Origin of the sequence: Kothea flammea (assembly GCF_052161645.1) — a bacterium.
Taxonomy (GTDB): Bacteria; Planctomycetota; Planctomycetia; order Pirellulales; family Pirellulaceae; genus Laterigemmans.
Genome location: NZ_CP197414.1, coordinates 6,334,468 through 6,347,799, shown reverse-complemented (window position 1 = coordinate 6,347,799; position 13,332 = coordinate 6,334,468). Strand labels below are relative to the sequence as shown.

Annotated in this window: 7 protein-coding genes; 4 read left to right on the top strand and 3 right to left on the bottom strand. The window is 54.8% G+C overall.

Annotated elements, in window-relative coordinates; all coding sequences use genetic code 11:
• Nucleotides 1–84: 84 nt before the first annotated feature.
• On the bottom strand, nucleotides 85–2,736 hold the full coding sequence (locus SH139x_RS23605) for a M14 family metallopeptidase (RefSeq protein ID WP_488352217.1): 2,652 nt from the start codon (nucleotides 2,734–2,736) through the stop codon (nucleotides 85–87).
• A 106-nt stretch (nucleotides 2,737–2,842) separates the two neighbouring features.
• Nucleotides 2,843–4,090, bottom strand: coding sequence for a hypothetical protein (locus SH139x_RS23600; RefSeq protein ID WP_488352216.1), 1,248 nt, complete (start codon nucleotides 4,088–4,090; stop codon nucleotides 2,843–2,845).
• A 308-nt stretch (nucleotides 4,091–4,398) separates the two neighbouring features.
• On the opposite strand from SH139x_RS23600, the gene SH139x_RS23595 reads away from it, so the two are divergent.
• The 4 genes from SH139x_RS23595 to SH139x_RS23580 all read left to right on the top strand — a co-directional run bounded on the left by SH139x_RS23595 (nucleotide 4,399) and on the right by SH139x_RS23580 (nucleotide 9,537).
• Entirely contained in the window at nucleotides 4,399–5,037 is a 639-nt protein-coding gene (locus tag SH139x_RS23595; RefSeq protein ID WP_488352215.1) for a sigma-70 family RNA polymerase sigma factor, read from the top strand.
• Nucleotides 5,034–7,409: a protein kinase domain-containing protein gene (locus SH139x_RS23590; protein ID WP_488352214.1), complete on the top strand. Its 2,376-nt coding sequence runs from the start codon at nucleotides 5,034–5,036 to the stop codon at nucleotides 7,407–7,409. Before SH139x_RS23595 ends, SH139x_RS23590 begins: the two co-directional genes overlap by 4 nt.
• 878 nt (nucleotides 7,410–8,287) lie before the next feature.
• Nucleotides 8,288–8,764 (top strand): transcription elongation factor GreA, encoded by a 477-nt coding sequence (gene greA / locus SH139x_RS23585; RefSeq protein WP_488352213.1) that lies wholly within the window; start codon nucleotides 8,288–8,290, stop codon nucleotides 8,762–8,764.
• A gap of 14 nt (nucleotides 8,765–8,778) precedes the next feature.
• Nucleotides 8,779–9,537 carry a hypothetical protein gene (locus SH139x_RS23580; RefSeq protein WP_488352212.1) on the top strand — a complete coding sequence of 253 codons (759 nt, stop codon included), beginning with the start codon at nucleotides 8,779–8,781 and terminating at the stop codon, nucleotides 9,535–9,537.
• Nucleotides 9,538–9,934: 397 nt separating this feature from the next.
• Here SH139x_RS23580 and SH139x_RS23575 read toward each other — a convergent pair whose 3' ends face one another.
• Nucleotides 9,935–13,216, bottom strand: coding sequence for a hypothetical protein (locus SH139x_RS23575; RefSeq protein ID WP_488352211.1), 3,282 nt, complete (start codon nucleotides 13,214–13,216; stop codon nucleotides 9,935–9,937).
• Between the last annotated feature and the right edge of the window lie 116 nt (nucleotides 13,217–13,332).

Here is a 13,332-nt window from a genome sequence, read left to right as displayed (position 1 = left end):
TTATCCGAGAGTATTACGAGCCCCGCGAACCATTAGCGGTTTTGGCGATGGCCACTGTCCTTTTGTTGCAGGCTAGTCGTTGCCTTAGGGCACTCGGATTGTTGGTCCGATTAAGACGGCGTTGCTGAGAAACCTTTCGGAGCCGCGAAAATAACCTCGAAAGACTGGGTTGTCAGCAATACAAATGATTCGCCCGCGACCGATATTCTCAGCCCAAACCGCAGCCGTGCCAGCGAGTTGCTGGCGATTGTCTTGACTGACATAACCAGCCAGCACGGAATCATATTGGGCTGCCGTAGCGTACGGATTTTTTGGCAGAGGATAACGGCTGGTGCTGGTGCGGAAGGCGGGTACCTGCTCATCAGGAAAACCGAAAGCCAAAGGATGCGTGGAATCGACAGCGGTTTGAAAAATCGCCCCCGCAATGCTCTCCAACGCCTTGCGGTCCGCTGCTTCACCAAACCGCGGAGGTGTTGATGTTGCCGAACTACCATTCGCTGATGGTTCCGCGGACTGGCCGTTTTCGTCGTCGACGACTTTGCTCAACAGTTGCTTGCGTTGTAACCATCCAATCGCCGATTCGACCGCCACCAGCGTGCCGCCGGACTCAGTAAAGTTTTGTAAGGCTTCGATCTCGGTTTGTCCCCAGTCGCTAAAGCTACCGGCGGGCAAAACAATGCAGGAATAATCTCGCAAGTCGATGCGGGACAAGCGATCGGTATCCACGAGAGTGACGGGCAAACGCAAGCGATGGTCAAGGAAATACCAAAGCGAACCGACGCCGTAGCTGCTGGTTCCATCGCCAACGACCAACAGCACACGTGGCTGGGGCACGACCCAGTTGTCGTTGCTGCCCAAGTCGGGGCCGATTTCGGTCAGACCGCTCCTCAGTGTCCCGATCGTTAACGCTGCCTGATCGGCGGCTGTCAACAGTTCGACCGCTCGATCCCAGCGTTGCTGATTGACAGCCCGCAGCACTAGCCAAGTGCCGGCTGGCCACGCGCGGCCAGGTTCGTCCTCGCTGCCTGTTTCAAAACCAGCGTAGGCCACTCGCACTTGAACATCATTAGCCAGCAATTTTGCGACCAACCGGGGTGCCTCCAAACTGACCGGATCAATGGCAAAACCGGCAATCACGTTCGCATGATCACTGCCCGACGGCGAACTGTCGGAGGCCGATGACTGTGTATAAGGTTTCCGCCAGGCCTCGGGCAGGTCGCTCTGGTAACTGATTGCGTCTAAATCAAAAGCGGATGGTAGGTGCCAAGTAGAAACATCATAAAAAATATTCTCCTGGAAAGTCTGTTGCGTTTGCATTAAAGATTCGAGGAACCGACATTCAGGCTGCGCGGTGGGCACGATCAAAACTTGACCGGGACTCCAGGTTTGACCGTCAACTTGTAAGCTTTCCGCATTCCGCCAGCAAGAAATCTGATGCCGGTTGAGCAACTCGGCAGCTGCGACCAGGCGGCTGGAATCTCCCGCGGCAGTCAGCAGATAAGCGGTAATTCCGGCGGCTTCGGCGCGTGCCGTCGCGGTGGCGTAGAAATCAAGTTGATGTTGGAGCAACTGGTTGCGAAGTTCGAGAGTGGCATCGATGCTCGATAACGATGTGCGAATTTGGTTGGCAACCGTCTCGGCAAACGTTCGCTGAAATTGATCGTTGTGACTGATCAACCCACGCGTGCTGCCTTGCTCAAACAAAATACCGATGGCGCCGTGCAGGTCGGGATAGGTGCTGCCTTTGCCCATGTAGAAATCATCAAAACGCTCTTCCGTAAAAAATGCTTCTCCGGCCACGTCGAAAGCCGCCGCGTGCTGGCGAGCGAAAGCTTTGGTGAGCTTAAAAACAGTGTCCGGCGTGAGCGGATTATTACGGGCCGGAATCCCAGGTTGAAAGAAATAACTACTGCTGCCACCCATTTCGTGGAAATCAAGCACCACGTTCGGCTTCCAACGATGGAACAGCGCAATCCGCCCGCGACTTTCCGGATGGGTTGTGGGCAACCAATCACGGTTGAGATCAAACCAGTAATAGTTGGTCCTGCCCCCTGGCCAAGGTTGATTGTGTTCCCGATCGCTATCACTGGGGTTCGCGTACAGGCCACGATTTTCATTGGCCCAATTGGCAAACCGATCCGACCCGTCAGGATTCAAACAGGGATCGAGCAGTAAGACAGCTTCGTCCAAAACTTGGTTGCGGCGGGAATCATCGGCGGCTGCCAAGTAGTAGGCTACGGCGGGAAAGGCGTTCGCACCACTCGCTTCATCGCCATGGATGGAATAGCCAAAATAAACGACCGGTCGGTCGCTCGACAGCGATTCGGCTTGTCCCTGAGTTAACTCACGTCGACGATCGAGCAACCTCGGCAACTCGATGTCATCCGCGTTGCGGTGAGCCATCAACACATAAAGTGGTCGCCCACCGTGCGAGTCGGCGTAGGGCAGCAAGCGTAAATGGGGGCTAGCGTTTGCCAAGTATCGAGCGTAGGCCACCAGTTGATCGTGCCGCAAATGCCGTGCAGCGAGCGGAAAACCAAAAAACTGTTCGGGAGACTGGATCTCCCCGTCAAAACTGACCCCGCCATACAGTTCACTCAAATCAAGCCCGCCAGCCGGTTGATCCGTTTGCAAACGAAGCTGAATTAGGCTTTCGGGCGTTTGAGCCCTTTCAACTGCTTGCCCAGCTACTTGGTCGGGGCTGCCACTGACGGCCGTTTGCGCTTGCGCGAGCACCGCTGGTTGGCAAGCTAGGCACGACACGACGAGCAACAACCGAAAACAAAACCTCGCGTCTCGCAGCGAATGGTGGGTAATTGACTGCGGAATCTCAGCTTCTAAATTACCTGGCTCTCGATTCTGAGACCATTGGATCTGCGGCCAATGAATCTGAGACCAGTGGATCAATCTCTGGAAGCGGCGAATCAACATGAGGTTGTGTTACATCGAAGGAGCGAAAGGAAGCCAACTTAGCCTGCAGCGCGTTGCTCGCTGGAGTATCAGGATAGCTCCGGGACCAGCGCAATTGACGAGCTGACACCCTAGTGTAATTAGCCGCCGTCAAACCGGCAGCAAGATGTTGCATGATGGTCAAGATTAGGATTGGCAACAGGGCGAGCGGTTGGTTGCTCAAACTGGCTCCTGCGAAAACGAGCCCCGCCCCGGTGTTCTTCATCGTGATTCCGAGGCGGATGGCTGCTTGGTCCGCGATCGCGATCGGCAACCACTGAAACAGCAAACGGGCCTGCCATTGATTGAGCAGGCAAAAGGCAGCGATTAAGGCGACGGCCAACAGCACCACGGGGCCGCTGGCCCCGGATTCCCCCTCCACGAACTGCGGCAGCACCGCCGAGGCGTTGATGTAATTGAGCAGCACGATCACCATTAGGGCGCACCATTTCGTCACCCCCCGTCCGGGAACGGAACCGCGGCGGTTTCGTTGTCTGCTGGATCGCACCCGAGCGACAAAGAATCCGCTGGCCGCCGGAACCACGATCCAACTGGCCAGCCACATCGTCCCCACGATGAAGGACCCCGCTACCGTGACGCCGCCGAGTTGAAACACGAGCGGCGCACAGAGGGGCACTGTCAACGTGTTGAGGATTACCAAACCGAGCGCCAAGTTAAGGTTGCCGCCAATCAAATGCGTCCAGCCAATCGACGAGTTGGCCGCCGGCATCGCCGCCAACACCAGCAAACCGGTCACTATTTGCGGATAAGCGACTGGCAACGCGGGAGCCAAAAGAAACCGCATCACCAACACCAGCGACATCATTGAAACCAGCGGCATCCACCAAGAGACGAAGGTCGCCAACATCAGCCTGCGACTCCGTTTTCGTAAGGGGTACCGGCAATGGGATGTCGCCGCCAATCCCCCGCAGAACATTAACAGCGCCAACAAAAGATGGCTAAACGAAACATTCAATCCCCATTTGCCTTGCCAAAACAGCGTTTCCCGCAGACTCGCACCGGGTGCCGGGCATAGGATTGCCAACGCGTATGCGGCGAGCAATCCCAGCAACAAGCTGGACAACCGCCAATCAAGTTTGGCGAAACGGCGCAGCGCAGGAGGCGTGGTGAGGAGAGACATAAATCGCCGTGAGCAGGTCAATTGAGTTGGGAATGCGTGCATTCGTGCCGCAATGGCCAAGACGCCAGCAGCGAACGATGACCGACACCTGAACCGGCACTGATTTCCCGGCCGATTCAACAGCTAAGCGAAAAAACTCAGCCGCGGGGGACAACGATTCCTGAGATTTTCCTGATTTTTTCTGAAAAGCGGCAGATTTCCGGCGTTTCAACTGTCGCGGGGCAGTCACGCTTTTCCATGAGGGTCATAATCCCCCAAACGACCAGCCGCGACGATGACAGATTTTGCGACAATAACCGGGTTCATTGATGTCCGAGCTTGAAAACCAGACCGTGTTGATCACCGGTTTAATTAATCGTTTTCGCGATGGCGACGAAGCGGCCCGCGACGAATTATTGGCGGGGGTGTATGACCGTCTGGTGCGACTGTCTCGCAAAATGCTGCGAGGGTCATCACCGGCCGTGCGACGCTGGGAAGAGACTGAGGACGTACTGCATCGGGCCTGGTTTCGGCTGCAGCGGACTTTGGCGGCCGACGAAGTAGTGATTCATGACTCAACCCACTTTTTTCGCTTGGCGGCCCGCAGTCTGCGTTTCGAACTGATCGATCTCTATCGACAATATACGGGCGCGCAGGGGCTCGCGGCGAATCACCATACGCAACCTCGCGGGGGAGTCGGCGAGGGCTCCGCGGGGGCCGATCGCTTGCATCCCGTCGACGCCACGGGCGATCCCGATCGGCTGAGCGAGTGGGCCGAATTTCATCGTGCGGTGGAAGCGTTGCCCGAGCAAGAGCGAGAAATTTTTGATTTGGTTTGGTACCACAGCATGCAACAAGATGAGGCTGCCGGACTGTTGGCCGTAGACGTTCGCACGGTCAAACGCCGTTGGCGGAAAGCCCGCCTGTTGTTGTCCGAAAAGCTCAAGGGAGAGCTACCGCCGCTATGACACCGATACCCCCATTCAATCAATTGTCAGAAGTCGATCAAGCACGTCTAGATGAACTGCTCGACGATTGGGAAGACGCTCAGGAACGAGGAGATACCACAAACCTGGAAGACTTGTGTGCCGATTGCCCGCACTTGCTGGCCCCGTTGAATGCGCGGGTGGCATCCTTACAAGCGGTCGATGATCGGTTGCGAACGCGGACTCGCAGAACCAAACTGGGGCATGACAACCAGGGCACTGGCGAGGACACCACACCGTCGGAAATTGAGCAAGACTATGCGCGGCTGGTCTCACAAGCTGAACTGGTCGATTTACAGTTTCATGACGCGGGTGGGCTGGGCAAAGTCTACTGCGGCATGGAACGCCCATTAAACCGCGAGGTGGCCATTAAGCTTATTCGTCAACAAAACGCCACTCACAAAGAACATCGTCGCAATTTCCTCCGCGAGGCGGAAATTACGGGGCGATTGGAGCACCCAGGTGTGGTGGCGATCTATGCCAGCGGGGAAACGATCGACGGTCGATGCTTTTACACCATGCCGATGTTGCGAGGTGGTTCCCTGGACGAAGCGATCGAACGCTATCACCAACATCATGGCAATTCATTACAAACGCAAACCGTCGACTTTCGAGATCTGATCCAACGGCTGATCAGCGTATGCAACACGATCGCTTATGCCCATTCCCGCGGCATCGTGCATCGCGATTTGAAGCCCAAAAATATCATGTTGGGCAAGTATGGTGAGACGGTTGTAATCGACTGGGGTTTGGCTGGTCAGTTCAGCCGTGATGGCCGCTTTAAATCGTCGGATGAAAATACCTTACACCTGAAGCATGGTGATACGGCCGAATCTTCATCACGAGGATTTACTTTGTACTATGCCAGCCCGGAACAGTTGGCCGGTGAGGAGAACCTCGGGCCACCGAGTGACATCTACAGTTTAGGAATCATTCTTTACAAAATATTAACCGGCCGCACGCCTCTCTCCGGCCTCTCCTACGGCCAAGCTCGGCAACAGGCCCGCAGCGGCCAGACTGCTGATCCCAGCCGAGACAAAGCGGGCATCCCCCCGTCGCTGGCAGCTATCTGTGGGAAAGCGATTCGCCACCGAGCGACGGAGCGGTATCCGACGGCGCTCGACCTCGCAGCAGATTTGCAAAACTATCTCGCCGACGCGCCAGTCTCGGCACGACGTGAATCGCCGGTCGAGCACTTTGCGCGGTTCGGACGCAAACATTGGCAATGGGCGCTCGCGGTGCTCGTGTTCCTCTGCTGCTTTTCCGCCTTTTCGCTCTTCTCCGCCGTGCGTGAAGGGAAGTTATACGAACGGGCTCGCGCCGCTTCACACGACCAATTAAAGTTATCAACCACCTTGGCGGCCCAAGCCGGCGCGGGGGAAATCGATCGTCGCTGGCGAATGCTGGAGCTCGAAGCAACCTCGGAAAGCCTCCGTCAAGCGATTTTGCGAGCGGAGCAAGCGCCGGCAGACCGAGCCTCCTGGAAGGACATTCAGAGCTGGCTGGACAGTCGCCTGATCGACTTTGAAAAGGTCAAACGGGTGAGCGTGGAATCGATGTTCATCAACTTGGAGAGTGGCCTGCAAGCGGCTCGAGCTCCAGTCAGCGACAGCATCGGCAAGAATTTTTCTTACCGCTCGTACTTTCATGGTTTAGATCATGATCTTGACCCGGCGGAGTCCCGCCCGCCCGCTCGATACCCCGTCATTTCCACCGTCTACACCAGCACCAATGATCCCTCCGGCAAACTGAAAGTCGCTTTCTCAGTTCCAATTTGGGAACAAGAGGGGGGCCCAAGCGACCGCGTCATCGGCCGCTTGGGAATGTCGGTCAGCGTCGGAGACCTACAAATTTTCAACTCGATCGCCAATCCGCTGCACCGCCCGTTGCTAGTGGAGTCTCGCAGTTACCAAACCTCAGCCGGTGATGCCTTCGGGCTGGTCATTGACCATCGCAGCTTCCCCAGCCCCAACTTAGATCGGGCGACACGCGGTAACCCCCAGGCGGCTGACTTACCCGCTGCCGCCGACGGTGATAACGAGGCGGAACGGCAGGGTGCGGGGGGCCGCGAAATCCGGGTCTTGGCCGAGGAGCTAAAGCTGATGATGCAATTAGCACCTGCGAAGCTGGCCGAAAGCGCGTCGCAGCAGACCCGAGCGGCGATTGCGGCGACTGCCATGGTCGATGAATTCCACGACCCGCTGGACCCCAACGGGGGCACGAAGCAAGTCGCTTTTTGCCCGATTTGCGTCACGGATCGCCAAGCCGGTCAGCGTGAGACCGGCTGGTATGTTGTCTTGCAGTTTGCCGAAGACTCGGCGCTGCCGGCGGCGGGCCTCACGACCGCCGACTGAAATAACGCTGGGGACAGGAGTGCACTTGATGGTTTGCAGTTTTAGGCCGCAAGATAGGGGCGGCAGCCGTCAAGGGTTTTCTGCGTGTGTTTCCAGTAGTCATCCATTGGCTTGCTATCGTTAATACATGAAGCTCTGAGCCCCAGGATGGCCTCGCCACCAGGCAGTCGACCAAACTTTCTCGCTTCCTTTGATCCGTCAATTGACTTGTTTGACCCTCGATTCCATGATCGAGCTGGTCAGCGGATAGCCCCGACGCCGGTACTCTGGATAGTTCATCCGCCGACGGTGGTTACGATAGTAAAGTCTCGAGCGACGAATGATCTCCCGTGCATCCTTTTCGCTCGCGCCGTCAGGCGGGGTTCCGAATTCCTTCCAGGTTTGACCACTGGCGACCACGTCTTTACTGACCAGTTCGGGACGTTGCCAAGGAGCTAAGCAAATCGGTCAAAGCATTGGTTTCGATCTCAAGCTCATGGCAGGTCTTGGGGGTTCCGTCGTCGTGGTAACGGCCACCATTAATTTCATTTAGTTCCTTGGCGAGCTGAAGCGCTCGAGCACAATTTTCGGGTGAAATGGCCATCCTAGCCCTCCTGTTTTACCGATATTCACGAGGAAAACCGAGATTCTGATCGATCTCCCGATCAAAGGCCATGCCAATCGCAAACCGTCAGGTGCACTCGCTGGGATGATCTCTGGTCTTTCATCTTTACATTGCGTTGAAGAAACGCCACAATGGCCGATTACGGCTGAATCAACAGCTTAATTCACCAAGATATCTAAAATTGTCGCACGCGACCGCCCTCCTCTGAGCGGTCGCGTTTTGATTTGTAGTACTGTCCATTCAGAAACAATACGGACGCGGAGTCGATTTTAACATGGCCGATACAGTACCAATGAGCCGCGAGGGCTACAACAAAATTAAGGCCGAAATCGAGCGAATGGAATCGGTGGATATGCCGGAGATCGTTAAGAAATTGGCCGATGCTCGGGAGGAGGGCGATCTCAAGGAGAACGCCGAGTACCATGCCCAGCGGGAAAACCAGGGAATGTTGCAAGCCAAAATTAACGAGTTGAAGGGCAAATTGGCTCGTGCCAGCATTGTCGACATCTCACAATTGCCCAAAGACGAAGTCGTCTTTGGATGCACCGTCGTTGTCAAAGATGTGGACTACGGGGACGAAGAAGAGTTTACCCTGGTGGGTGCTGGCGAAGACGATTACGACACCGGTAAGATTTTGTGCACCAGCCCGATTGGACAAGGATTGCTGGGCAAGAAAGTTGGTGAAGTCGCCGAAATCGAAGCACCTGCGGGGCTGATGAAATTTGAAGTCGTAACGATTGAATTCCGCTAGGCAGGGCTTTCCAGTTGACGCATCCGCAAGCAGCAGCAAACTCGTCAGATTCCGAGCTGGCCGATTCTCCCACCCCGGAAGTCGACTCGCCAGCTGCCCCGCCGTCGGCACCGGCAGATGACGAAGGTCCCGGATGTTTGCCCGGCATCATGGCCGCCGCCGCGCTGTTAATGATGTTGTTCTTTATCTTCTGTGGGATTTCCACTTGGTACCTGTTCCAGCAGCGGACCGAGTTGGCGATTCGTACCTTGACCGGTGCCGTGATCCCCGAGCTGCAGCAAAGCAATCTTCCGCCGGACGAGAAAGCTGAGGTGGTGCAGATTTTGGAGGGAGTTGTCAGTCAGGCGCAAGCCGGTCAGCTGGAGGATTGGCAAGCGTCGGGCATCATGGAGCGGCTGAATCGTTCGCCCATTTTGGAGTGGGGTGATTTGTCCGCCGTGGAAGCGATGATTGCGGCGTCTGATGAATTCACTGATGAGGAACAGGCGGAGGCCGAAAAGCAACTTTCGCGGTTGCGAAAAGCGGTTGATCAAGGTGAGGCCACCGCGGTCGACTTTAGCCGCGATGTGCTTGATCCAGTGTTGATCGACGAAGATCCAACGCAGCGCCCTCGACTCGATCGTCAAGCCACAGCTGCGCAGTTGCGACGAGTGGTTGAGGAAGCGAAAGTGGTCGCCGATCGCGCGCGGATTGCTGATGCCAATTTCGATGTCAAACTCTCCGATATTATCCGCCGCGAAGTCGAAGCCGGAAAAACAGTCGGCGGGTTCTGAGGTTCAACGAGATCGAACCGCGTGTTAGCGGTTTTGGCGCTAGCCACCGTTCGTTGCACCCGGGTCGCGCGGTTCAAAACGAAAACCGCGGCTAGCGCCATTGCGGCTAACGAACTGTGAGGCTTCGCCAGGGTCGTGTCTTGTGTTCGGTATTCAGGCTCAGCGGGATTTCGACTTGGTTTGCATCTCGCTTCTTCATTAATCATTCTTTGTGGCGGATTTCGGCCTACGGATGTGATTTGGCGTCAGACAGTAAGCTGGAACAATACAACGACTCCTTGCCCTAGCAGCAAGTAAACACACCAGACAGCTAATTCGCCCACTCCCCAAAACCGAAAACAAAGCCTGACCCTGGCGAAGCCGCTGTGCGGGGGGGGTCGGCCGGTAACGGCCCTACCTACCGCGATCCCCCGCGAAGCCTCATTCTCGGTCTGCGTTGCTGGTTCGTCGGTTGCTTGGACCGTCGACCGTGAACAACCGAGAGTAACCGAGGAAACAGCAGTGCAGCGAAGATCAAACAGATCAACATCAATGCTACCGCGTTTGCAAGATTCGAGGAGAAGGAACTGATTGCGGCATCAAAGCGGCCTGGGATTATAATTGGAAAAGCACCCTCTTTCTCAAGTCGGCCTGGGACTTCAATTGGAGAAGCACCATCTTTGATCCTGACCTGTGAAACCTGTGAGACGTATGGGATGGAACCATCAAACCTGAAATGCCAATGAATAATTCCGTGAATTGAACTCTGGCTGACCACTCCATGGCTAAACGGGTAAGGCAGCGAAGTTTTGACCAACCTCTCGGTTCGCGCCGTTTTTAGATTGTAGCGATACCAGGTAGCACCAGGATAGATCAACCAATCTCCATCGACGATCAGCGTCCCTCTCTGATTTCCGGCAGTTGCATTCCCCTGTCGCCCTTGTTCCAGTTGATCCATACCAATAATCTTTGTACCTGGAATCGAGCGACTTCTACTATTGAGGTCCCATTCAAACACGGAACCATAAACGCTCAAGTAGAATTTCTCGTTGGTGATCACAGTGCCTTGGTGAAAATCCGCCCGCTCCAAGGGGATCACCTCGACATGCAACTTCGACAGATCTATTCTCAGCGGGGTCATGCCTGATCGATTAACCAGCAGGCAAGGGCCTCGCCGATCCGTGCCACGTGCGAGCCATCTAGATTGAAATCGCAAGTTTACACTTTGGGATGCTTGCTGGACATCTTCCTTGATGTTTGACGGTGAATACTCGCGAGCCTCATGAAACACTCGAAAAGCCACCTTTTCGCTGTCTCGCTCAATCAGCCCACACCAGGTTCCACCCTCGAACCATCCGATGATGATACCGATACCTTTACCAACTCCGATTGCCTTGAAATCAACGAACGGTGGCAGATTTAGTGACTCACCTACCACAACATCATTAGCTCGGCGATCTCGGCAGTACACGCGAACTTCGCTCGACGTTCCTGGCTCTATCAGCCAAATCAATTCATCGTCTATGAAAGTGTAGCCCTTTTCCGGATTGATTTTGAGAAAGTCCCCGTGTTCATCGAGGCGAAACACTTGCTCGTTGTCGTAGACAAGGTCATAGCCAGAACCGTCGGGCTGCCACCGCGTCGAGTCGTAATGTAGCAAAGGAACCTGAAGATTTAGTGACGTGAATTCCAATTGTCCCAATTCCGGATCAGGTTTTGGTATTTCACCTGCCGCAGGTACCGTGCTTTTACCAGGGGGGCGTTTCGCGACGCTATACTGACGTTTGAGTTCGGTGGAATAGCGTGTGACTCGATCTAGAATGAAATCCAGATAGTACTGATTGGGCTTGATCGTGACTCGTTCTTTTGCGCCAGAGGATTGCATGGCTTCTCGCTGCATCTCTTGCAGCTCAGCTTCTAGTTCTGCAACGGAAGCATGATTTTCCAGTTGTTCGGTGTTAAAGGAATAATGCAGGCCCATTGGCAAAGCGTGTTCGTGCCTAAACTGCGCGTATTGAAGATATAGTCGCACATGCCGATGACCAGAATTTTCGTACTTGTTGTAGAAGTCGAGCAGGTCCTCAGCCCACATACCTGCCTCAAACCGTTCCACTGTCGACGTGCCTTGATTGGAGACAATTACATATTGCCTCGGGAATGTCCTCGTGTCAAATAACCATTCACCTAGTTCGATCGTCGGAAAGTCTGCTGGGATGATGTCATTGATCAATCGAATGACTTCAATCCGACTTTCTTCTGACCCAAAGTTGAACCAAATACTCAGCCGAGCTACCGAGAGAACTGCCTGCGACCAAGCCACTCTTCGCTTAAGTTCCACATCGTCGGCGCGTGTGCTTCTGCGGTTTAGCTTGAGAATCGCGGGGCCAACGGCTCGCACGAATTCCAAGTCCTGTTCGAGCGAACCTAGCGTCCGTACCAAATCGACTTGCGACAAGGCGAACTTTGGAGATATTCGATTGAGCACCCACCGACTGTCGGGATCAATAATCATTGCTGGAAACCGATCGATTGCTTCCGCGTAGGAGATCTGATTATTCCGCACCAAGTATTCGAAGTGCTCTCGTTGAAAGCTGCGGGCTTGGATTTCAACTGGCCCTAACGGATACAGAGTTGCTAGTCTCTTCCGATCCGAGATTTTGGTGAGCTGTCCATAATCGCTGATCAGACGGAGACGTTCTGCGGAATCCTTGGGGTCGATCTGCAAGATGACCTCGCGAACTTGGGCGCTCGATTGAACCGCACCCAAACGGAACAGGGTTTGGACTCGTTTTTTGAGAAATTGGATTTGCTCAGCCCGGCTCATGCTGTTGCCCTGCGCCCCAGCAGCAAGCAGGTGGGGAAGGATCTTGGAGCATAGCCATGATTCCAAATCCAGCAACGGAAGTGTTGCTGACTCCTTTATAGGCTGTCTTGCTGACTGAAGGCTGATCGCCACTTCGACCAGCGTTGGCGTTTCTTCGGAACTTGGGAGCACTCGATAATCAACGGAGATGAAACTTGGGACGATGCGTCTTCCAGCAGCATCGGTAACATCGATTTCACGATTCAAGGCCCTCGTCTCCTCCCATTCGATCAAAGCCACCCCGGGAATGGCAAGTATTTGAGCGCTGAGGAAATCGTAAGTCCTTTTACCTATGTCCGAGTACTCATCGCCCAAATTTTTGCACGCAATGGGAGCCAAGCCGACTACGCGTTCAATCCGGTCGGCGTTCGCGACTGACCTCAACCATTCAGAAACGTTGTCAACAACTGCCACTGGATTGGAGAGCTCGAAATCTGCGATGGCGATCCGAGCAACAGCGTCGCAATCGCAGACAAAGACACGAAGACTAAAAGGTATGTTGTTTGGCTCTGTGGAGTCAGGCTGCACCTGGCAGATGATTAATCGCCGTGCAGCAATTCGTCGTCCAATCTTCATCGAAGCTTCCAACGACCCCGATTCCAGCGATCTTTGCAGTTCCAGCTCGAGCTCTTCAAGCTGAGATCGTGCCACGAGCTGAAATCCACTGGCATCGAGTTTGACGGTCAGCATGTCTGCGATACTAGTTTCTACCGCACGCTCGTCTCCCAAGATGGCCCACGTGAGTCCCTTTCCTTCTTGAGCTTGAACATGGAAGGAAAGGCAAATCGCACCAATAAAGTGCAGTGCGGCCAAAAGGTTGCGACGCGTGGGACCCATGCTGAGAATTCCTCGGAGTCTATCGGAGTTGTTGGCAGTAAGGCCCATTGCTTTGGCTCCTTCCGATTCGCGACCGAATCACATGCCGTTGAATTGACCAAAACGCCTGGACTTGC